Annotated in this window: 20 protein-coding genes; 15 read left to right on the plus strand and 5 right to left on the minus strand. The window is 69.0% G+C overall.

Translation table 11 applies throughout. The features are described 5' to 3' along the window. Positions 1–519: 519 nt before the first annotated feature. Positions 520–1485 (minus strand): glutamate ABC transporter substrate-binding protein, encoded by a 966-nt coding sequence (locus tag GV790_RS27045; protein ID WP_163817347.1) that lies wholly within the window; start codon positions 1483–1485, stop codon positions 520–522. Beyond that, positions 1482–2837: a hypothetical protein gene (locus GV790_RS27050; protein WP_163817350.1), complete on the minus strand. Its 1356-nt coding sequence runs from the start codon at positions 2835–2837 to the stop codon at positions 1482–1484. The genes GV790_RS27045 and GV790_RS27050 overlap by 4 nt, the downstream gene beginning before the upstream one ends. A 261-nt stretch (positions 2838–3098) precedes the next feature. On the opposite strand from GV790_RS27050, the gene GV790_RS27055 reads away from it, so the two are divergent. Beyond that, positions 3099–3791 carry an NUDIX hydrolase gene (locus GV790_RS27055; protein WP_163817352.1) on the plus strand — a complete coding sequence of 231 codons (693 nt, stop codon included), beginning with the start codon at positions 3099–3101 and terminating at the stop codon, positions 3789–3791. Between the two features lie 57 nt (positions 3792–3848). Here the strand turns inward: GV790_RS27055 and thiE are convergent, their stop codons facing one another. Further along, the gene (gene thiE, locus GV790_RS27060; protein WP_163817355.1) at positions 3849–4547 is read right to left on the minus strand and encodes a thiamine phosphate synthase; all 699 of its coding nucleotides are present in this window, start codon (positions 4545–4547) and stop codon (positions 3849–3851) included. 52 nt (positions 4548–4599) lie between these two features. Here thiE and thiO point away from each other — a divergent pair, with 52 nt between their 5' ends. The 6 genes from thiO to GV790_RS27090 all read left to right on the plus strand — a co-directional run bounded on the left by thiO (position 4600) and on the right by GV790_RS27090 (position 9735). Further along, positions 4600–5694 carry a glycine oxidase ThiO gene (gene thiO, locus GV790_RS27065; RefSeq protein WP_163817357.1) on the plus strand — a complete coding sequence of 365 codons (1095 nt, stop codon included), beginning with the start codon at positions 4600–4602 and terminating at the stop codon, positions 5692–5694. Continuing rightward, on the plus strand, positions 5691–5909 hold the full coding sequence (gene thiS, locus GV790_RS27070; protein WP_163817359.1) for a sulfur carrier protein ThiS: 219 nt from the start codon (positions 5691–5693) through the stop codon (positions 5907–5909). The genes thiO and thiS overlap by 4 nt, the downstream gene beginning before the upstream one ends. Further along, the gene (locus GV790_RS27075; RefSeq protein ID WP_163817361.1) at positions 5902–6675 is read left to right on the plus strand and encodes a thiazole synthase; all 774 of its coding nucleotides are present in this window, start codon (positions 5902–5904) and stop codon (positions 6673–6675) included. The genes thiS and GV790_RS27075 overlap by 8 nt, the downstream gene beginning before the upstream one ends. 242 nt (positions 6676–6917) lie before the next feature. After that, positions 6918–7871 carry an ABC transporter ATP-binding protein gene (locus tag GV790_RS27080; RefSeq protein WP_163817363.1) on the plus strand — a complete coding sequence of 318 codons (954 nt, stop codon included), beginning with the start codon at positions 6918–6920 and terminating at the stop codon, positions 7869–7871. Next, positions 7871–8629 carry an ABC transporter permease gene (locus GV790_RS27085; RefSeq protein ID WP_163817383.1) on the plus strand — a complete coding sequence of 253 codons (759 nt, stop codon included), beginning with the start codon at positions 7871–7873 and terminating at the stop codon, positions 8627–8629. The genes GV790_RS27080 and GV790_RS27085 overlap by 1 nt, the downstream gene beginning before the upstream one ends. Positions 8630–8862: 233 nt before the next feature. Continuing rightward, positions 8863–9735 (plus strand): adenylate/guanylate cyclase domain-containing protein, encoded by an 873-nt coding sequence (locus tag GV790_RS27090; protein ID WP_175586015.1) that lies wholly within the window; start codon positions 8863–8865, stop codon positions 9733–9735. Positions 9736–9768: 33 nt separating this feature from the next. On the opposite strand, the gene GV790_RS30610 is transcribed toward GV790_RS27090, so the two are convergent. Beyond that, positions 9769–9924 (minus strand): hypothetical protein, encoded by a 156-nt coding sequence (locus tag GV790_RS30610; RefSeq protein ID WP_014353372.1) that lies wholly within the window; start codon positions 9922–9924, stop codon positions 9769–9771. Positions 9925–10265: 341 nt separating this feature from the next. On the opposite strand from GV790_RS30610, the gene GV790_RS27095 reads away from it, so the two are divergent. From GV790_RS27095 to GV790_RS27125, 7 genes are all read left to right on the plus strand, one after another. Then, positions 10266–11990, plus strand: a complete 1725-nt coding sequence (locus tag GV790_RS27095) for an acyclic terpene utilization AtuA family protein (protein WP_163817366.1) — start codon at positions 10266–10268, stop codon at positions 11988–11990. Beyond that, on the plus strand, positions 11987–13135 hold the full coding sequence (locus tag GV790_RS27100; RefSeq protein WP_163817368.1) for an acyl-CoA dehydrogenase family protein: 1149 nt from the start codon (positions 11987–11989) through the stop codon (positions 13133–13135). Before GV790_RS27095 ends, GV790_RS27100 begins: the two co-directional genes overlap by 4 nt. Then, entirely contained in the window at positions 13132–14730 is a 1599-nt protein-coding gene (locus GV790_RS27105; RefSeq protein WP_163817370.1) for an acyl-CoA carboxylase subunit beta, read from the plus strand. The genes GV790_RS27100 and GV790_RS27105 overlap by 4 nt, the downstream gene beginning before the upstream one ends. Before the next feature lie 11 nt (positions 14731–14741). Next, positions 14742–16808, plus strand: coding sequence for an acetyl/propionyl/methylcrotonyl-CoA carboxylase subunit alpha (locus tag GV790_RS27110; RefSeq protein ID WP_163817372.1), 2067 nt, complete (start codon positions 14742–14744; stop codon positions 16806–16808). 80 nt (positions 16809–16888) lie between these two features. Next, complete coding sequence (locus GV790_RS27115; RefSeq protein WP_104362114.1) at positions 16889–18049, plus strand: acyl-CoA dehydrogenase family protein; 1161 nt, start codon at positions 16889–16891, stop codon at positions 18047–18049. A gap of 11 nt (positions 18050–18060) precedes the next feature. Next, positions 18061–18843 (plus strand): enoyl-CoA hydratase family protein, encoded by a 783-nt coding sequence (locus GV790_RS27120; protein WP_163817375.1) that lies wholly within the window; start codon positions 18061–18063, stop codon positions 18841–18843. Positions 18844–18847: 4 nt separating this feature from the next. After that, positions 18848–19468, plus strand: a complete 621-nt coding sequence (locus GV790_RS27125) for a TetR/AcrR family transcriptional regulator (protein ID WP_163817377.1) — start codon at positions 18848–18850, stop codon at positions 19466–19468. Positions 19469–19513: 45 nt separating this feature from the next. Here the strand turns inward: GV790_RS27125 and GV790_RS27130 are convergent, their stop codons facing one another. After that, entirely contained in the window at positions 19514–20305 is a 792-nt protein-coding gene (locus GV790_RS27130; protein ID WP_163817379.1) for a methyltransferase, read from the minus strand. 282 nt (positions 20306–20587) lie between these two features. Here GV790_RS27130 and GV790_RS27135 point away from each other — a divergent pair. Continuing rightward, positions 20588–22194 (plus strand): FAD-dependent oxidoreductase (locus tag GV790_RS27135; protein ID WP_163817381.1); only part of this gene is annotated, 1607 nt, incomplete at its 3' end.

A 22194-nucleotide genomic window follows, 5' to 3' on the forward strand; every position in this document is an offset into this window, starting at 1 on the left:
GATCGGGCGGCGGCGGTACTGGAGCCGGCGACCGATTCCGAGCCGCCGAACGGGAGTGGGCGACGGCTCCCGGTGCGTCCGCTTCGGTGTGGGGGCCGGACAGCGCCGGTGTGCTGGGTAATGCCGGGGGGCGATCCTCGGCGGCGCCGGGCTCGGCTGGGGTGGCCCGGGAGCCCGGGGGTTGGTGCGCAGCCGATTCGGCTGCTCCGGGCAGGTCTGCGGCGGCTGCGGCGACCGGAGCATGCTCGGGCGTGACCATCGTTGTCGGTGCGGGAACCGCGATCGGGGCCGGTGTCTCCGGCGGCGGGACGGTATCGGAGGGCCTCGGGGTCGCACCGGTGTCGGCTTTGGCGTGCCTGCCTCGGGTTCCGGCCGGACGTTCGGAGGGCCGGGTGGGTTCGGCGTCCGCCGGATCGGCCCCGGCGGGCACGGCCGCACCGGGATCCGCGGCAGCACTCGGCCCCGCGGCATCGCCGGATGCCGCGGGTTCGTGTGGGCCTGCGCCGGTGTCGTGCATGGTCAGTCCTGATAGACCGGTTCGGGCGGGCGGGGGGTTTCGCCGAGGACCGAGAGCCAACGGTCGTAGATGCGGGTCCAGGTGCCGTCCGCGCGGATACGGGCGAGGGTCTTGTTGACGAACCGCACCAGATCGTCGTTGCCCTTGGAGATGCCGATGCCGTACGGCTCATCGCTGATACTCGGCCCGACGATATGGGTGTAGGGATCCTGTGCGGCCAGGCCGGCCAGGATCGCGTCATCGGTGCTGACGGCGTCGACCTGGCGCTGTTGCAGCACCACCAGGCAGTCGGCCCAGGTGGGCACGGTCAGGATGGTGGCCTTGGGCTCGTAGCGCCGGATGTGATCCACCGAGGTGGTGCCTGCCACCACACAGACCCGCCTACCGGCCAGGTCGGCGAGGCTTTCGATGCCGGAGCCCTTCACGGCGAGGACCCGCTGATGCGCGAGCAAATAGACCGTGGAGAACGAAACCCGTTGCCGCCGATCACAGGTCACGGTCATGGTCTTGACCACCAGATCGACCGAATGCTCTTGCAGCGCCTTCTCCCGATCGGCCGAGGACAAGCTGCGGTATTCGATCAGATCCGGGCTGCCGAGCAGATCACGGGCGACCTCCCTGGCGATATCGGCGTCGAAGCCGACGATGGCGCCGCTGATCGGATCGCGGAAGCTGAACAGATTGGAACCCGCGTCCAAGCCGACCACCAGCCGTCCACGGGCGCGGATGGCGTCGAGAGTCGGCCCGCCGGCGGCATTGTCGGGCCGCAGGCTCGCGGTCGGATCGCCGCAATCGGGTTCGGGTTCGGGTGAGACGTTCGCGTCGGTCGCGATGGTGGCCGCCTGCGCGGGCAGCGGCGGCTCGGTGAAATCGATACCGTCGATGCCGGTGCGGGTGACCGGCTCGGCCGTACAGCCGCCGATCAGTGCGACCGCGGCGAAGACGAGCGCGGTACGAACGGTTTTCATCGATACTCCCGCAGTCGGGGCCAGACACCGAGGGCTACGCAGGCCGCGCCGAGGATGCCGAGGATCAGCGCGCCCGGGGCGAGGAAATCCAGCACCCGTGCGCTCTGTGAGATGTCGTCGCGCAGGTTGTCCCTGGTATCGGCGATTCCGGCGGCCAGTGCCTGATCGAGGGCGTCCACCTGGGCGGCGGAATCGCCGGCGCCGGGGCCGGTCGCCACCGCCGCGGCGGCGACGAAATCGCCACGGTCGAGGGCCTCGTTCATCCGTTGGTGCGCGGCATGCCAACGGTCGAGTGCCGCACGAGCGTCCGCGGCGCCGGGGGCGTCGTCGGCGAGTAGTTCGGTGAGCCTGGTGCGGTTGGCGTCGTAGGTGAGGTCGTAATCGCCGGTGGCGTCGCGGCGCACCAACTTCAGGGTTTCCGCCGACCTGGCCTGCTGGGCCAGGATGCGGCTCTCGGTCAGGCGGTCGGCCGCTCGGGCAGCGTCATCGCGGCCGCGGATCATCGCGGTGGCCGAGATGGATCCCGCCACCACCGTCCAGATCAGCAACAGCAGCACCGCGCCCGCGGCGAGCAGCAGCCCCGGATTGAACGTGCGGTGCCAGCGCCGCGCGAAATCGACTTGGGCCCAGACCAATCCGGCCAGGGCGAGGACCAGCAGCGCGATCGCGATCCATGGCGGCCGGACATGACGACGTTGGGCGTCGTCGACCGCGTCGGAGCGGTGCTGCTGGAGTTCACCCGCCATCGGCAGCAGCGTGGTCTGCATCTGGTTCGACGCTTCGCTCAGGTAGGCCGCACCCACCGGGTAACCGCTGCGGTTGTTGGCCCGTGCCGTCTCGATCAACCCGGTGTACACCGGGAGCCCGGTCGCGATGCCGGTGCGCAACCGCTGGTCGGGGCCTTCGCCGGACAGTGCGGCGAGTTCGGCCGCCGATTCGCCGACCGCCTGGCTGTAGCGGTCGCGCACGTGCTGTGGTTCCAGTCCACCGGAGATGAACGCGGTCGCCGCGGCGGCGTCGGCCACCGAGAGCGAGGTGTAGATCCGGTGTGCGGAATGCGCATCGGGCTCGGTTTCGACCAGGAGTACGTCGAGCCCGTTCTGGCGTTCGTTGACCGTCGCCGCCGTCGTCGCACCGGCGGCCAGGCACACCACGGCCAATAGTAGGCCCACCCCGATCAACCGGCCCGGCGTGGACCGGGCGAAGGACCGTAGATTGGCCGGGTCGAGCTGCTCACGCATCGCCCGCACATGCGGACGCACCGGGAGCCGTCGCCCACTCCCGTTCGGCGGCTCGGAATCGGTCGCCGGCTCCAGTACCGCCGCCGCCCGATCCGCTGCCAACCGCGTCATGTCCACCTCCCCGCTCAGGGGCGCCTGTTTGCGCTGTTTCGGAGCCTATTCTGTCCGGCCCCGTCCCGTGCGCCGACAACTCATCCGGCCTCGGTGACCGGTCGTCGGCGTCGTCAACCGGCCAAGGTTAGTGCCATGAGGCCGATGTGTGTGGCGTGTCGCCGATCCCGGCCGGGTTCGCCGGGTGTCGCGCGGAGGCCGCCCACACGAGGCGGCGCGTGCGGCACTATAGGGAGTGCCAGGTGACGAGGATGGTGCGAAATGCGTGGTGACGGCGACGGCTGGTCGCGCGGACCGGATGGGGTCCGCCACTGGGGAAAGTTCGGGGCTGCCGGCCTACTGCTGCGGGCGCCGCTGGAGGGCGGCGGCTCGGCGGTCCTGTTGCAGCATCGTGCCCCGTGGAGCCACCAGGGCGGCACATGGGCGCTGCCCGGCGGGGCACGCGACAGCCATGAGACACCCATGCACGCCGCGGTCCGCGAGGCATGGGAGGAAGCCGGAATCGCCTCGACCGACGTGCGGGTGCGCGCCGAACGGGTGACGGCTTGCGCGCCGAGTGGCTGGACCTATACGACCGTCGTCGCCGACGCGGCGCACACCTTGGCGACCAGTGCGAACCGGGAGAGCGTCGAGCTGGCCTGGGTACCGGAAGACGAAGTGGACGCGCGCCCCCTGCACCCGGGTTTCGCGCTGGCCTGGCCCGAACTGCGCGCCGTGCCCGCGCGCGTCGATCTGGCGGGCATCGCCCAGGCTCCGGCCCTGGCCGCGGCCCTCCCACGCACCGTCGACCTCGCCGAGCAGGGCTTCATCTGGCTGCACGCGGTGGCCGACGGGCCGGGCGATTTCGCCACGATCGTCGAGGGGCTCGCGGAGCTGACCGCGAAGGACATCGCAGCGCACCAGGTCGAGACGCCGACCACGCTGGCGTTGACCACGGGCCAGATCCTGTCCTGATCGGCGATCGGCCGGCCACGTGCCGGGCGCGGGCCCCACGCGCTGCCGCTGTCGCGGTCAAACGTTCGCGAGCAACGCCGCTTTCAACTCCCGCGCCGCGGCTTCCGGGTCACGAGCCTCGGTGATCGCCCGCACCACCACGACCCGGTCGGCCCCGGCGGCCAGCACTTCCGCCAGGTTCTGCGTATCGATACCGCCGATGGCGAACCAGGGACGGGTCGGATGCGCTTCGGCGGTCGAGCGGACCAGGTCGATCCCGGCGGCCTGCCGGTTCGGTTTGGTGGGCGTGGCCCAGACCGGCCCGGTGCAGAAGTAATCGATGTGCTCGTCGATGGCGGCAAGCCCGGCCTGGGCGCGATTGTGCGTGGAGCGGCCGATCACCACGTCGGGGCCGAGGATGCGCCGGGCGTACCACGGCGGCAGATCGCCCTGACCGAGATGCAGCACGTCCGCGCCGGCGGCCAGCGCTAGATCGGCCCGGTCGTTCACCGCGACGAGCGCACCGTGCCTACGGGCGGCGGCCTTCAATTCGGCGAGGGCGCCGAGTTCGGCCTTGGCCTCGAGCGGGCCGAACTTCTGCTCGCCCGGTGACCCCTTGTCGCGTAGCTGGATGATGTCGACCCCGCCCGCGAGCGCGGCCTCGGCGAACTTGGCCAGATCGCCCTTTTCCCTGCGGGCGTCGGTGCACAGATACAACCGCGCGGTAGCCAGGCGCTCCCGTGGCGGCAGCGGTCGGTTCGGGTGGGAGGGTTGCACGCCTTCGACCGTAGCCGCGCTACCGTGGGTATGCGAACACGAGGAGGAACCGATGCCCACTCTGGCCGTCGTCGGTGGCGGCGCCATCGGGCTCGCCGCGGCATGGCGGGCCGGCGAGGCCGGGTGGACGGTCACCCTGTTCGATCCGGCCGTCGCCTCCGGCGCCTCCTGGGTTGCCGGCGGAATGCTGGCGCCGCTGTCGGAGGGCTGGCCCGGTGAGGACGCCGTCCTCGCTTTCGGTGCCGCCGCCCTCGCGCACTGGCCCGCGTTCGCGGCGCGGCTCGAAGCCACCACCGGCACCGACGTGTACGTCGCCGAACAGACCCTGACGGTGGCGCTGGACGCCGCCGATGCCGCTGACCTGCACACCATCGCCGATTGGGTCGGCGGCCACGGCCACGATCTGCGCATCCTCGACCGCGCGGGGGTACGCGAACTCGAGCCGGGACTGGCCCGCACCGTCCGGGCAGGCATGCTCGCCACCGCCGAACCCGCCATCGACAACCGGCTGTTGCTCGGTGCGCTACGGGTGGCCGTCGACGCCGTCGGGGTCGAGGTGCGGGCCGAAGCCGTCGACGACATCGATGCCCTGCCGCACGATCAGATCGTGCTGGCCGCAGGCGCCGCCTCGGCTCGGCTGTGCCCGATGCTGCCCGTTCGTCCGGTCAAGGGCGAGATCCTGCGGCTGCGGCATCGGCCGGGCGCACAGCCCGTTCCGAACCGGGTGATCCGGGCCCGGGTGCACGGCAGGCCGGTGTATCTGGTGCCGCGCGAAGACGGAATCGTGGTCGGCGCAACGCAATACGAGGCGGGCTTCGATCGGGCCGTCACCGTCGGCGGCGTCCGCGACCTGATCGCCGACGCGGAGGCCATCCTGCCCGGTATCGGCGAATACGAACTGGCCGAGGCGAATGCGGGTTCGCGCCCGGGCACACCGGACAATCTGCCGCTGATCGGCAGGCTCACCGACCGGATCATCGCCGCCACCGGCCACGGCCGCAACGGCATGCTCACCACCGCCATCACCGCCGACGCGGTGCTCGCCGAGCTGGCGGGCGCCCCGCTGCCCGAGGTGGCTTCCGCTGATCCGCAACGCTTCTCGGCGCCGTCCGCGCCGGCTGTCCCATCCGCAGGAGGAGTTCGATGACCGCGATATCTGTGCCCATCGGTGTCACCGTGAACGGCCGGGACCACGAGTTCGCCGAACCGCTCACCGTGCGTGAACTGCTCACTCGGCTCGATCTGCCCTGTCAGGGTGTGGCGCTGGCCGTCGACGGTGCGGTGTTCCCGAAATCGCGCTGGGACGAGCCGGTCGGCCGCGGCTGGCAGATCGACGTGCTGACGGCGGTTCAAGGTGGCTGACCTGGCCGCCGATACCCCGCTCGAGATCGCGGGCAGGCAGTTCGGCTCCCGGCTCATCATGGGCACCGGCGGCGCCGAGAGCCTGGCCGTGCTGGAGGAGGCCCTGGTGGCTTCCGGTACCGAGCTGACCACCGTCGCCATGCGCCGGGTCGACGCGGCGGGCGGCACCGGCGTGCTCGATCTGTTGAAGCGCCTCGATATCGCCCCGCTGCCGAACACCGCGGGCTGCCGCACGGCCGCCGAGGCGGTGCTCACCGCGCAGCTGGCGCGCGAGGCGCTCGACACCAACTGGGTCAAGCTCGAGGTCGTCGCCGATGAGCGCACCCTGCTGCCCGATCCGATCGAACTGCTCGACGCCGCGGAAAAGCTGGTCGACGCGGGTTTCGTGGTGCTGCCCTACACCAATGACGATCCGATCCTGGCTCGCAGGCTCGAAGAGGCGGGCTGTGCGGCGGTGATGCCGCTCGGCGCCCCCATCGGCACCGGCCTCGGCATCGGCAATCCGCACAATATCGAGATGATCGTGGCCGAGGCGGGTGTCCCGGTGATCCTGGATGCCGGGATCGGTACCGCGAGCGATGCCGCGCTGGCCATGGAACTCGGCTGCTCGGCCGTGCTGCTGGCCACGGCCGTCACCCGCGCCAGGCGGCCGGCTCTCATGGCCGCCGCCATGGCCGACGCTGTGCGCGCGGGACGGCTGGCCCGCGAGGCGGGTCGCATCCCGAAGCGGTTCTGGGCGCAGGCGTCCTCGCCCGCGCTCGGCTGATCGTTTCGCCCGGCTGACGCGACGGCAGACCGATTCGCCGCCTGCACAGCCCCCGCCGTTCGTCTGTCATCGCCGGAGAGTCGGCGGTGACCGGTCGCCGGCGGTGCGCCGCCCTCGGCGACGGTCAGCGGTCCCTCGGGGTCGACCCGGGGTACCACCGAGGGACGGATCATCCTCGAGGATGACCGACGACAAGCCTTTATACCGACGCGCGCCGGCGCGATCTGCGCAATGCTGTAGGCATGATCGAACTGAAGGGCCTGACCAAGCACTACGGGCAGACCGTCGCGGTTCAGGATCTGACCTTCACCGTTCGTCCCGGACAGGTGACGGGCTTCCTCGGACCGAACGGCGCGGGCAAGTCGACCACGATGCGCATGATCCTCGGGTTGGACCGGCCGACCGCCGGAACCGCCCTGATCAACGGCAGGCCGTACCACGACCTCGACCATCCGCTGCGCGAAGTGGGCGCCCTGCTCGACGCCAAATGGGTGCATCCCAACCGCTCCGCACGCGCTCACCTGCAGTGGATGGCCGCCTCCAACGGCATCCCGAAATCGCGGGTCGAGGAGGTGCTGCGGCTGGTCGGCCTGTCCGAGGTCGCCGGTAAGAACGCGGGCGGATTCTCCCTCGGCATGTCCCAGCGACTCGGCCTGGCCGGCGCCCTGCTCGGCGATCCGCCGGTGCTGCTGTTCGACGAGCCGGTCAATGGCCTCGACCCGGAGGGCATCCTGTGGATCCGCCGGTTCATGCAGCGCTTGGCCGCGGAGGGCCGCACCGTGCTGGTGTCGAGCCATCTGCTCTCGGAGATGGCCCAGACCGCCGAACACCTGGTGGTGATCGGGCGCGGCAAGCTCATCTCGGATTCGACCACCCAGGAATTCATCGACCGCGCCTCCGAGTCGTCGGTGCGGGTGCGCAGCCCGCAGCTGGATCAGCTGCGCAGCATTCTCACCTCCAACGGCATGACCGTGCGCGAGGACGGCACCGGCCAGGACGGCCCCGCCCTCATGATCGCCGGTGTCACCAGTGACGCGGTCGGCAAGCTGGCGGGCGCGAACGACATCACGCTGTTCGAACTCGCGCCGCAGCGGGCCTCGCTGGAGGAGGCGTTCATGCGGATGACCGGCGGCGCCGTGCAGTACCACGGTGGCGGCGTCGGGACCGACGATCAGGTGATGGGAGGTGCGCTGTGATCGGCGTGCTGGAAGCGGAACGGATCAAACTGACCTCGACCAGGTCGCCGTGGTGGTGCTCGGCGATCGTCGTCGTGCTCGGCCTCGGCCTCGCGGCATTGTTCGCGCTGGTCGTGCGCACGGCGGGGACCGAATCGGGTGAGGTGCCCTCGCTCGACATCGGCACCGTCACCGCGGGCGTGTCCGGTTTCGGCGTCATGGTGCTGATGATCATGGCGGCGCTCACGGTGACCAGCGAATACCGCTTCGGCGTCATCCGCACCACGTTCCAGGCGGTGCCGAACCGCAACCTGGTGATCCTCACCAAGACCGCGCTCGTCGGGTTCTACGGCGCCGTGCTCACCACGGTGCTCGCGTTCGGCGCGTTCCTGGTCGGCAAGCTGGTCGGCGGGTCCGAAGCCGCCGCCACGCTGGTGCTGGAAGGCCACTGGCGCACGATCTACGGCCTGCCCATCTACACCTTCCTGTGTGTGGCGCTGGCCATCGCGGTCGGTGTGCTGGTGCGGCAGTCGGCGGCGGCCATCTCGCTGATCGTGCTGTGGTCGCTGCTCATCGAGCCGCTGCTCGGCGCCTTCGGCAGCTTCGGCCGCAATGTCACCCCGTTCCTGCCCTTCGCCAACGCCAACCGTTTCCTCGCGGTGGAAGAGCCGGTGGGCAACTGGCATTGGAACGTGTGGGGCAGCCTGCTCTACTTCGTCGCCTTCGTCGCGATCGTGTTCGGTGCTTCGCTGTTCGCGGTGAACCAGCGCGACGCCTAGCCCGAATATATGGACTACCCGAGTAGCCCTCCCTCGCCACTCGGGTTGTGGGTAGCAGACCTTGTCGGGAGGTCCGCGGCCCCTCGCACCGTCCGCCACTGCCCGGCGGACGGTGCGGTACTTTCCGGCCCGGTGCGAACTTTCGCACCGGCCCGGCGCCGTTCACGGGCGTCACCGGTGCGGGGCGGCTGGGATACCCTCGGGGCGTGAGCAGAACACCTTCCGGCGGTGCGGTGTCCGGACCGGAACCGGAAGCGAACGGCGCCGATCCCGGCGCGGTCGACTCCCCGGCGGAAGCCGGGCCCTCCCGTCGCCACCGGCCGCGCGCGATCGCGGCCCTGATGACGGCGGCCAATCAGCGCCCGGACGTGATCGGCGCGCTACGCAAGGCCCGCGAACAGCTCCCCGGCGATCCGTCCTTCGGTGATCCGCTCTCGGTCTCGGGCCCCGGCGGCCCGCGAGCGGTCGCGCGGGCTGCGGAGAAGTTCGTCGGTCCCCGTCCGAGTGCGGCCCGGGAGATCGGATTCGGCGCGCTTCAGGTCTGGCAGGCGGCGCTGGAGCGGGTGGGGCGCGGCCGGGGCAGCCAGGAAGTCACCGTCATGTTCACCGACCTGGTGTCGTTCTCCCGATGGTCGCTGTCGGCCGGTGACGAGGCCACCCTCGAACTGCTGCGCCGGGTGGCAAAGGCCATCGAGCCGCCCATCGCCCAACGGGGCGGTCAGGTGGTGAAACGCATGGGTGACGGCGTCATGGCCGTGTTCCCCACCGCTGACGCGGCGGTGAAGGCGGCCGTGGCGGCCAAACGGGCGCTGGCCGAGGTGAGCGTGGACGGCTATACCCCGCAGATGCGGATCGGCCTGCACACCGGCACGCCGAGGGAGATCGGCGGTGACTGGCTCGGCGTCGACGTCACCATCGCGGCACGGGTGATGGAAGCGGGCGGCAACGGCCGCACCATGCTGTCGGAGGCCACCCTGCGCTCGGTATCGCCGGGGGTGCTCGAAGAACTCGGATACTCGGTGAAGCCGTATCGGCGGGGGATGTTCGCCGCGCCGTTGAGCGGTGTGCCCGAAGACCTACGCATCTTCCGGCTCACCTCTGTTTGATCATTCGCGGCCGGGAACTTCGGGGCTCGCCGTTCAGATGAGCCAGACGACCGCGCCCACCGCTGCCAGTACCGCGCACACGCCAAGGGCGATGGCCAGTGGGCGTGCTGTCTTCCAGGTCGTGTACGCCCCGCCGATGAGGAATCCGGCGAGAGCGAAGAGAAAGACCACGGCGACATCGGAGGACATGACGCCGATTGTGCCTGTGGGCCGCGCGTCCGCAGTCGGGCCGTCCCGGGCGGGCTGTCGTCGGCCTCGGTACGGACCGGCTGCCTCGGGTGGGCCGTGATGCCGGCGGCGGCTTGTCTGCCGCCTGGCGGCGGAGTCTGCCGCTGTGCCCTCCCGCTACCGCCGGCCTTCTCGCCTGCGACGATGCGCCGCGGACGATAGCTCTCAATTAACAAGCACGCAAGCTTGATTTTTTCCTGACCGCCTGTGATGCTGGTGCCGTACGCGGATTCCGGGCGCCGTGGCGGTGGCCCGCGATCGCCGCGACGGCCCGATCCAGCGCGACAGGAGGCATACCGCTGATGAGTAGGCTGGCCGACGATCCGGACGTCATCCGGATCGGCAACTGTTCCGGGTTCTACGGCGACCGGTTGAGCGCGATGCGCGAGATGCTCGAAGGCGGCCCGCTCGACGTGCTGACCGGCGACTATCTCGCCGAACTGACCATGCTGATCCTCGGCCGGGACCGGATGAAGGATCCGAGCCTCGGCTACGCGAAGACCTTCGTCAAGCAGATCGAGGAATGCCTCGCACTGGCGCTGGAACGCAATGTCCAGATCGTCACCAATGCGGGTGGGCTCAACCCGGCCGGCCTGGCCGAGAAACTGCGCAAGGTCGCCGCCGAACTGGGCCTGGATGCCAAGATCGCGCATGTCGAGGGCGACGATCTGTCCGGTCGCGCCGCCGAACTCGAGCTGGGCTCCCCGCTCACCGCCAACGCCTATCTCGGCGCGTGGGGCATCGTGGAATGCCTGAATTCCGGTGCCGACATCGTCGTCACCGGGCGGGTCACCGACGCCTCGGTGATCGTCGGCCCGGCCGCCGCGCACTTCGGCTGGGAACGCACCGACTACGACCGGCTCGCGGGCGCGGTGGTGGCGGGGCACGTCATCGAATGCAGCACCCAGGCCACCGGCGGCAACTACGCCTTCTTCACCGAACTCGAAGACCTCGGCCGCCCCGGATTCCCGATCGCCGAGATCCGCCGCGACGGCAGTAGCGTCATCACCAAGCATCCGGGCACCGGCGGCGCGGTCACCGTCGACACGGTTCAGGCCCAGCTCATGTACGAAATCCAGGGCGCGCGCTACGCCGGGCCCGACGTGACCACCCGGCTCGACACCATTCGCGTGGAGCAGGAGGGCGCCGACCGGGTACTGATCCGCGGCGTGACCGGCGAAGCGCCGCCGCCGCAGTTGAAGGTCTCGCTCAATACGCTCGGCGGGTTCCGCAATGAGATGGAGTTCGTGCTCACCGGGCTCGATATCGAAGCGAAAGCCGAACTGGCGCAACGTCAGCTGGAATCCTGGCTGACCGTGCGCCCCGCCGAACTCGACTGGACCCTCGCCCGCCTGGACCGTCCGGACGCCGACACCGAGGAACAGGCCAGCGCCATGCTGCGCTGCGTGGTGCGCGATCCGGATCCGAACAAGGTGGGCCGGGCCTTCTCCAGCGTCGCCGTCGAGCTGGCACTGGCCAGCTACCCGGGCTGTAGCTTCACCACGCTGCCGGGCAACGGTTCGCCCTACGGCGTGTACACGCCGGGCTTCGTCGACGCGAGCGAGGTGCCACATATCGCCGTGCTGGCCGACGGCACCCGGGTCGATATCGCCCAGGCCTCCGACACCCGCGCGCTCGAGCCGGTGCCGACCCCGCGGCTTCCGGAACCCTTCACCGGCAACGACACTCGGCGCGCCCCGCTGGGCAGCATCGCGCTGGCCCGCAGCGGCGACAAGGGCGGCGACGCCAATATCGGCGTGTGGGTGCGCACCGACGAGCAGTGGCGCTGGCTGGTGCACACGCTCACCGTCGAGCGGCTGCGTGAGCTGCTGCCGGAAACCGCCTCGCTCGAGGTCACCAGGCATGTGCTGCCGAACCTGCGGGCGCTGAATTTCATCATCTCCGGCCTGCTCGGCAAGGGCGTGGCCTACCAGGCCCGTTTCGATCCGCAGGCCAAGGGGCTCGGCGAATGGCTGCGCTCCCGTCATGTCGATATTCCGACCGAGTTGCTAGAGGGTGCCCGATGAGCGTCTGGGATACGCCGGAACGAAAAGAGTTGCGCGCCACCGTGCGCCGGTTCGTCGAGCGGGAGATCCTGCCCGACCTCGATGCTTGGGAGCGCGGCGGCGAACTCCCGCGCGAACTGCACAAGAAGGCGGGCGAACTCGGCTTGCTCGGCCTCGAGTTCCCGGAATCCGCGGGTGGGTCCGGCGGTGATGCGATCGATACGGTCATTCTCTGCGAGGAGTTCCACCAGGCGGGCGCCTCGGGCGGTGCCTGGGCGTCGCTGATGACCTGCGGTATCGCGGTTCCGCACATCATCGGGTCCGGCAATACCGAACAGATCGAGCGCTGGGTGAAGCCGACGCTGGCCGGTGACATGATCGGTTCGCTGGCGATCACCGAACCGGGCGGCGGCTCCGATGTCGGGCACCTCACCACCTCGGCGGTCCGCGACGGCGACCACTACGTCATCAACGGCGCCAAGACCTTCATCACCTCGGCCTGCCGCGCCGATTTCGTGGTCACCGCGGTGCGCACCGGCGGGCCGGGCGCGGGTGGGGTTTCGCTGATCATCGTGCCCACCGATACGCCGGGCTTCTCGGTGGCGCGCAGGCTGGAGAAGATGGGCTGGCTGGCCTCCGACACCGCCGAACTGTCCTATCAGGATGTGCGGGTGCCGGTGGACAACCTGGTCGGCGCGGAGAACACCGGGTTCGCCCAGATCGCCACGGCGTTCGTCAGCGAGCGGGTCGGCCTCGCGGTGCAGGCGTACGCGCAGGCGCAGCGCGCGCTGGACCTGACCCTCGAATGGTGCCGCAACCGTGAGACCTTCGGCCGTCCGCTGATCAGCCGCCAATCGGTACAGATGACGCTCACCGAGATGCACCGCCGCGTCGACCTGGCCCGGGTGTACACCCGCGCGCTGGTCGAGCGGCACACCGCGGGGGAGCAGAACCTGATCGCGGAGGTGTGCCACGCCAAGAACACCGCCGTCGAGACCGCCGAATGGGTGGCCAACCAGGGCGTGCAGCTGCACGGCGGCATGGGTTACATGCGCGAATCCGAGATCGAACGGATCTACCGCGATGTCCGCATCCTCGGCATCGGCGGTGGCACCAACGAGATTCTGACCATGCTGGCGTCGAAAGTATTGGGGTACCAGTCATGACGACCTTCCGATCCACCCTCGACCCGTCGTCGCCGGAATACACCGCGGCCGCGGAGGCGATGACGGGCAAGCTCGCCGAGCTGGAGGCCGAATTCGCCAAGGCCATCGCCGGTGGCGGCCCGGACAAGGTGGCAAGGCATCACAAGCGCGGCAAGCTCACCGCGCGTGAGCGCATCGAATTGCTGCTCGATGAGGATTCGCCGTTCCTGGAGCTGTGCCCGCTGGCCGCGTGGGGTAGCGAATTCCAGGTGGGTGCGTCGACCATCGCCGGTATCGGTGTGGTCGAGGGCGTCGAATGCATGATCGTGGCGCCGGATCCGACGGTGCGCGGCGGTACCTCGAATCCGTGGACGTTGCGTAAGACGTTGCGAATCAACGAGATCGTCAAGCAGAACCGGCTGCCGGTGATCTCGCTGGTCGAGTCCGGCGGTGCCGATCTACCGACCCAGAAGGAAGTGTTCATTCCGGGTGGCGCGATGTTCCGCGATCTCACCCAGGCCTCGGCGGCGGGCATTCCCACCATCTCGCTGGTGTTCGGCAATTCCACCGCGGGTGGCGCCTACATCCCCGGCATGTCCGATTACGTGGTGATGGTCAAGGAGGGTGCCAAGGTGTTCCTCGGCGGCCCGCCGCTGGTGAAGATGGCCACCGGTGAGGAATCCGACGACGAATCCCTCGGTGGTGCCGAAATGCACGCCCGCGTCTCCGGTCTGGCTGATTACTTCGCCGCCGACGAGCAGGACGCCATCCGGCTCGGCCGCGCCATCGTGCGCAGGCTGAACTGGAAGAAGCAGGGCCCGCAGCCGCGCGCGGAGGTGATCTCGCCGCTGTACGACCCGGAGGAACTGCTCGGGATCGTGCCATCGGATCTGAAGATCCCGTTCGATCCGCGCGAGGTGATCGCCCGCATCGTCGACGGCTCCGATTTCGACGAGTTCAAGCCGATGTACGGATCGAGCCTGGTCACCGGCTGGGCCGAACTGCACGGCTACCCGATCGGCATCCTCGCCAACGCGCGCGGTGTGCTGTTCTCCGAGGAATCGCAGAAGGCCACCCAGTTCATCCAGCTGGCCAACCGGTCCAATACGCCACTGTTGTTCCTGCACAACACCACCGGCTACATGGTCGGCAAGGAGTATGAGCAGGGCGGCATCATCAAGCACGGCTCGATGATGATCAACGCGGTGTCGAATTCGAAGGTGCCGCACATCTCGCTGCTGATCGGCGCCTCCTACGGTGCGGGCCATTACGGCATGTGCGGGCGCGCGTTCAATCCGCGTTTCCTGTTCGCCTGGCCGAGTGCCAAGTCCGCCGTCATGGGCGGTGCGCAGCTGGCGGGCGTCATCACCATCGTGCAGCGCGCCGCCGCCGAGGCGAAGGGCCTGACCTTCGACGAGGACGGCGCCGCCGCGATGAGCGCGATGGTGGAGGCGCAGATCGAGGCCGAATCGCTGCCGATGTTCCTGTCCGGCCGGATCTACGACGACGGCATCATCGATCCGCGCGATACCCGCACCGTGCTGGGAATGGCGTTGTCGGCCATTCACACAGCCCCGATCCAGGGCGCCGAGGGCTTCGGCGTCTTCCGAATGTGAGGCGCTCGGCGATGACAACTCCGATTACCAATGTCCTGGTCGCCAATCGCGGTGAGATCGCGCGCCGGGTGTTCGCCACCTGCCGTCGCATGGGCATCGCCACCACCGCGGTCTACTCCGACGCCGACGCCGACTCCCCGCATGTGGCCGAGGCCGACGCCGCGATCCGGCTGCCCGGCAATACGCCCGGTGAGACCTATCTGCGCGGTGAGCTGATCATCGAGGCGGCACTGTCCGCCGGAGCCGACGCGATTCATCCCGGCTACGGATTCCTTTCCGAGAACGCCGCATTCGCGCGTTCGGTGCTGGATGCGGGCCTGGTGTGGATCGGTCCGCCAGTGGCCGCCATCGAGCAGATGGGCTCGAAGGTCGAATCCAAGAAGATGATGGACGCCGCCGGTGTTCCGGTATTGGCCGAACTGGATCCGGCCGAGGTCACCGAGGATCAGCTGCCGGTGCTGATCAAGGCCTCGGCCGGTGGTGGTGGCCGGGGCATGCGCGTGGTGCGTGAGCTGAGCGAGCTGCCCGGCCAGATCGAGGCGGCGCGGCGCGAGGCCGAATCGGCGTTCGGCGATCCGACGGTGTTCTGCGAGCGGTACCTGGAGACCGGGCGGCATATCGAGGTCCAGGTCATGTCCGATACCGCCGGCACCACCTGGGCCGTCGGCGAGCGCGAGTGCTCGATTCAGCGTCGTCATCAGAAGGTCGTGGAGGAAGCGCCGTCGCCGCTGGTCGAGAAGATCGACGCGCTGCGAGCTCAGGCGGCAGCGGAGCGTAACCACGCAGGGGCCGTGAGCGGCGCAGATGGACGCAGCATGCGGGACCGGCTCTTCGAAGCCGCGCGCTTGGCCGCCGAGGCGATCGGCTACGAGGGAGCCGGCACCGTCGAATTCCTGGCCGACGAGAAGGGCGATTTCTTCTTCCTGGAGATGAACACCCGTCTCCAGGTGGAGCATCCGGTCACCGAGCAGACCACCGGACTCGACCTGGTGCGGTTGCAGTTGCAGGTGGCGTCGGGGCTGCCGCTGCCGCCGGTGCAGCCTGCCAAGCGCGGGCATTCCATCGAGGTACGGCTCTACGCCGAGGACCCGTCCCATGATTGGCAGCCGCAGAGCGGGCCGGTGCACAAGCTCGACATCCCGTTCACCGCAGGTGAATTCACCGTCCTGGAACAGCCGGGTGTGCGACTCGATACCGGCGTGGTGGACGGTTCGGTGGTCGGCGTGCACTACGACCCGATGCTGGCCAAGGTCATCTCCTACGCCGAGACCCGCGCCGAGGCCGCACATCTGCTGGCCACCGCCCTGCAGCGGGCGAAGGTGCACGGCCTGGTCACCAACCGTGACCTGCTGGTGCGGGTGCTGCGGCATCCGGCGTTCCTTGCCGGTGACACCGACACCGCATTCTTCGATACGCACGGTCTCGAGGCGCTGTCGGCGCCGCTGGTCAGCGAGGCCGACGAGGCGTTGTCCATCGTGGCGGCCGCGCTGGCCGATTCCGCGGCCAACCGTCGCGCCGCCCGCGTGGACGGCGGAATCCCCAGTGGCTGGCGCAATCTCGCCTCCGCTCCGCAGACCAAGTCATATGAGAGTCGCGTCAGCGGTACCCACGAGGTGCGCTACCGGTTCACCCGTACCGGTGTGCAGATCGAAGGCCATGAGGGTCTCGAGCTGATCGACCTGTCGCCCGAACGGGTGGTGCTCGGGGTGCCCGGTGAGCGCGGGCCGGTGCGCAGGCAGTTCGAGGTCTCCCGGTACGGCGATCTGGTCTGCGTCGACTCTCCGCTCGGCCCGGTCGCCGTGCGCAGGCTGCCGCGCTTCACCGACCCGGCCGATCAGGTGGCCGCCGGTTCGCTGCTCGCGCCCATGCCCGGCAGCGTGATCCGGCTCGGCGCCGCCGTCGGCGATCAGGTCGAACACGGGCAGCCGATCCTGTGGCTGGAAGCGATGAAGATGGAACACACCATCGTCGCCCCGGCCACCGGCGTCCTCACCGAACTCAATGTGACCGTCGGCCAGCAGGTCGAGGTCGGCGCGGTGCTCGCCGTGGTGGACGAGCCCTCGGAAGATCCGTCATGACCGGGTCAGGCCCGGAGGCGGCAGCGAAGCGTAACCACGTAGGGCCCCCGGTCATGACCAATTGGACACAGGAGTAGGGAATGAGCTTCATCGAATCCGACGAGCGCAAGGAACTGCGGGCCGCCGTCGCCGCACTCGCCTCGAAGTACAACTACCGCGACTACGTGCTTCCCAAGGCACGCGCCAACGAGCCGCTGGACGAACTGTGGGCCGAGGCGGGCAAGCTCGGCTTCCTCGGCGTCAACCTGCCCGAGGAGTACGGCGGCGGTGGTGCGGGCATGTACGAGCTCGCGCTGGTGATGGAGGAGCTGGCCGCTCAGGGCGCGGGCCTGCTGCTCATGGTGGTTTCCCCGGCCATCTGCGGCACCATCATCACCAAGTACGGCACCGACGAGCAGAAGGCGGCTTGGCTGCCGAAGCTGTCCGATGGCAGCGGCAAGATGGTCTTCGGCATCACCGAACCGGACGCGGGGTCCAACTCGCATCAGATCACCACCACCGCCCGCCGCGACGGCGACGACTGGATCCTCAACGGCCGCAAGATCTTCATCTCCGGCGTCGATCAGGCCGAGGCCGTGCTCATCGTCTCGCGTACCGAGGACCACAAGACCGGCAAGCTCAAGCCGGCGCTGTTCATCGTCCCCACCGACGCTCCCGGCTTCCAGAAGACGCCGCAGGAGATGGACATCATCGAGCCGGATCACCAGTTCACGCTGTTCCTCGACGACGTCCGCCTGCCCGCGAGCGCCCTGGTCGGTAAGGAGGACGCCGCACTCATGCAGCTGTTCGCCGGGCTGAACCCGGAGCGCATCATGGGTGCCGCGATGGCCGTCGGCATGGGCCGCTACGCCATCGACCGAGCGGTCGAGTACGCCAAGGAACGCACCGTCTGGAAGACGCCGATCGGCGCGCACCAGGGCATCGCGCATCCACTGGCGCAGGTGAAGATCGAGCTCGAACAGGCCAAACTGATGATGCAGAAGGCCGCCACCCTCTACGACGCCGGCGATGAGATGGGCGCCGCGGAGGCCGCCAACATGGCCAAGTACGCGGCGGGCGAAGCGAGTATCAAGGCTCTCGATCAGGCCATCCAGACCCACGGTGGCGCCGGTCTGACCAGCGAATACGGCCTGGCCGCCATGCTCGGCGCGGCACGCATCGCGCGGATCGCGCCGGTGAGCCGGGAAATGATCCTCAACTTCGTCGCCCAGCATTCGCTGGGTCTGCCGAAGTCCTACTGAGCCGAGCAATCATGACCGAGACAACCGATGCGCCGTTCGTGCGCTACGAGGTGGCCGACGGGTTCGCCACGCTGACCTTCGATTCACCGCACAACCGGAACGCGCTGTCGTCCAAGCTGGTTCGCGAACTGCTGGCCGGGATCGAGCGCGCGGTCGACGATTCCGCCGTGCGCGGCATCGTCCTCACCCACACCGGCACTACCTTCTGTGCCGGCGCGGATCTGAGCGAGGCCGCGAACTCCGATCCCGCCACCGCGGCCGATCAGCGCACCCGCCAGATGATCGACGTGCTGCGCGGACTGGTGGCCGCGCCGAAGCCGGTGATCGCGCAGATCGACGGCAATGTGCGGGCGGGCGGCATGGGCATCATCGCCGCCTGCGATCTGGTGGTGGCCGGTCCGTCCAGCAGTTTCGCGCTCACCGAGGTGCGGATCGGCATGGCGCCGTTCATGATCTCGTTGACTCTGCTGCCGCGGCTGAACCAGCGTGCGGCCAGTCGCTACTACCTCACCGGTGAGAAATTCGACACTGCGGTGGCGCAGGAGATCGGGCTCGTCACCATTGCCGCCGACGATGCGGCGGCCGAGGTCAAGCGGTTGTGCGGGGAGCTGCGCAAGGGCTCACCGCAGGGGCTGGCGGAATCGAAGAAGCTGGTCAACGCCGCATTGCTGGCCGGGTTCGATGCCGAAGCCGAGGAACTCGCGCAGCGCTCCGGCAGCTTCTTCGGCACCCCCGAGGTGATCGAAGGCATGACGGCCTTCCTGCAGAAGCGCCCACCCAGCTGGGCACAATAGGCCCATGGCGACACCCCACGAACCGAAGCAGGACCGCAGCCGGGCCACCCGGCAGCGGCTGCTCGAGGCGACCATCGACTGTCTGGCCGAGATGGGCTGGGCGGCCGCGACGGTGGCCGTGGTCGCCGAGCGCGCCGGGGTGTCGCGTGGGGCCGCCCAGCACCACTTCCCCACCAGGGAAGACCTGATCACCGCGGCGCTGGAGTACATGTTCGACACCAGGACCGAGCAGGCCAAGGCGGAGGCGGCGACCGTTGCCGCCACCGCCGTCGGTGTCGGGCGGACCGAGGCCGTGGTGGCGGGTCTGGTGGAGTCCTACACCAGCCCGCTGTTCAAAGCGGCCCTGCAGGTGTGGACCCACGCCGCCGCCGACCCGGCACTGCGCGAACGCATCGTCCCGCTGGAGGCGCGCTTCGGCCGGGTCTCGCACCGCCGTGCGGTCGAGGCGCTCGGCGTCGACGATGCGGATCCGGTGGCCCACCACCTGGTCCAGGCCACCCTGGACATGGCTCGTGGCCTCGGGCTCGCCGACGTGCTGACCGATGACTCCGCGCGCCGCAAGCAGATCGTCCACCAGTGGGCGGTGACGCTGCACGCGGCGCTGGAGAACGGGCGTGCGGTGTAGGCACCTGCCGAGCCGCCGGGTTCGGCGCGTCGGTCCGCCCGGTGCTCAGATCAGATACGGCACCAAGGCTTTCCGCTCACGCGGATAGTCGGCGAACTTCTCCCGGTACCACCGGTGCGTCGCCAACGCACGCGGCACCAGATTGCCCGCGGTGATCAGGAAGATGACCACACCGGCCAGCGACCAGGTGAGCAGTGCGAAACCCGCCCAGGCCACCAGTTCGCCCAGATAGGCCGGGCTGCTCACGAACCGGAATCCGCCACCGAACGGGATGCGGTATTCGGTCGCGCCCGGATCGTTCTTGTCCCGCAGATTCCGCACGATCCATTCCGATCGGACCAACAGCGAGAACCCCGCGAGATAGACCACGACACCGATCAGGAAGCGCGGATCGGTCAGCCATTGCGTCCCGTACTGGTCGAGATAGTCGTGGCTGAAGAAGGAACCGTTCAGGTAGCCGTGCACGGCCGTGACGAAAACGCCGGCCGACAGCACGGAAATGTTGAAACTGCTGCGCTTGCCGGGCACCTGCCGGATCGATAGCGGGAAGAACCAGCCGCGGTTGGCATAGTGCAACAGCCAGATTCCGGCCAGGACCAGCGGAACGGGCTCGAAGCGGTCCTGCCCGGTCAGGTAGAACACGGCGAAGACGATGGTGGCGGGAATCTCCATCAACCACCAGCCGAGCTTCGGGTTGAGATTGAAGCCGATATTCGCCGAAGCGAAGCGCCCGTACGGGCTCTGCACGAACAGCCCGCCCACGATGACGAACGCCGCGAAGACGAAGGCGATTGTCAGCACCGTGTCGTAAACGGTGTTTCCGGTGTACCAATCCATCGAGATCCTCGGTGTCGAGACGAAGCGGGGCCGGCCTCGGCCGACACCAACAAAGTAGAACACGTTCTAGTTTGTGTCGATACCCGGATCGCACGCGGCGCGGCGTCCGTGCCGTTCCGTTCGGTGCTGCGCTCCGGTCATCCGCCGGCGGAGCACGCGGCGTCGCCGCTCGACGGGCGCATTGTGACGCGTCGGAACGGGCGCCGCGCGACTGTTGCGATACTGCACAATTTTGGGTAACCGCACGTCCACGGCTGTTAACGTCGGCGGCGGAGGTGGCAGATGAGCGGGGAACTCGATGTCGACGTTCTCATCGTCGGTTCCGGGTTCGGTGGCAGCGTGTCGGCGCTGCGGCTGACGGAGAAGGGCTATCGGGTCGCGGTGCTCGAGGCGGGGCGGCGTTTCGCCGACCACGAGTTCGCGGCGACGAACTGGGATATGCGCAAATATCTCTGGGCGCCCAAGCTCGGCTGCTACGGCATTCAGCGCATTCACCGGCTGCGCGACTGTTTCATCCTGGCCGGCGCGGGAGTGGGCGGGGGATCGTTGAACTACGCGAACACCCTGTACAAACCAGGTCCCGCATTCTTCGCCGATCGGCAGTGGGCCGATATCACCGACTGGGACGACGAGCTGAGCCCGTTCTACGAGCAGGCGGCGCGAATGCTCGGGGTGGTGCGCAACCCGCATATGACGCCCGCCGACGACGTCATCCGGGCGGTGGCCACGGACATGGGCGTCGGCGAGACGTTCGTGCCGACGCCTGTCGGTGTGTATTTCGGCGAGCCGGGCAAAACCGTGCCCGACCCCTATTTCGGCGGAGTGGGACCGGACCGCACCGGCTGTATCGAATGCGGCGAATGCATGAGCGGCTGCCGGCACGGCGCCAAGAACACGCTGGTCAAGAATTACCTCGGCCTCGCCGAAAAGGCTGGGGCGCAAGTGCATCCGATGACGACGGTCACCGCGATCCGCCCGCAGTCCGACGGCACCTGGCTCGTCGACACCCACCGCACCGGTTCCTGGACCCGGCGCGGGAAGCGCACCTTCCGCGCCGGTCGGGTGGTGCTGGCCGCCGGCACCTGGGGCACCCAGCGGCTGCTGTTCACGATGCGCGACACCGGCGTCATGCCGAACCTCTCGAAGCGACTCGGCGTGCTGACCCGCACCAATTCCGAGGCCATTCTCGGCGCCGGCCGCACCGAGGTCGACCCGAATATGGACATCACTCGCGGCGTCGCCATCACCTCGTCGTTCCATCCCACCCCCGATACGCACGTCGAACCCGTGCGCTACGGCAAGGGCTCCAATGCGATGGGCCTGTTGCAGACCTATCTCATCGACGGCGGCCACCGGATCCCGCCGTGGGTGCGGGTGCTGCCGGTGGCATTGAAGCAGCCGATCCGCACCGTCCGCCTGCTGCGCACCCGACAGTGGAGCGAGCGCACGCTGATTCTGCTGGTCATGCAGTCACTCGACAACTCGATCACCACCTACACCAAGCGCGGGTTGTTCGGCCGCAAATTCGCCAGCAAACAAGGCTACGGCGAGCCGAACCCCACCTGGATTCCCGCAGGTCACGAGGCCACCCGCCGCGTCGCCGAGAAGCTCGGCGCCGCCGCTGGCAGCACCTGGCCCGACCTGTTCGACGTCCCGATGACCGCCCATTTCATCGGCGGCTGCGCCATCGGCGCCGACCCCGACCACGGCGTCATCGACTCCTACCACCGCGTCTACGGCTACCCCACGTTGAGCATCGTCGACGGCGCCGCCATCTCCGCCAACCTCGGCGTCAACCCGTCGCTGACCATCGTCGCCCAAGCCGAACGCGCTTCCGCCCTCTGGCCGAACAAGGGCGAACAAGACACCCGCCCACCCATGGGCACCCC

This window comes from Nocardia cyriacigeorgica (genome assembly GCF_010858045.1).
GTDB classification, from domain to species: Bacteria; Actinomycetota; Actinomycetes; order Mycobacteriales; family Mycobacteriaceae; genus Nocardia; species Nocardia cyriacigeorgica_E.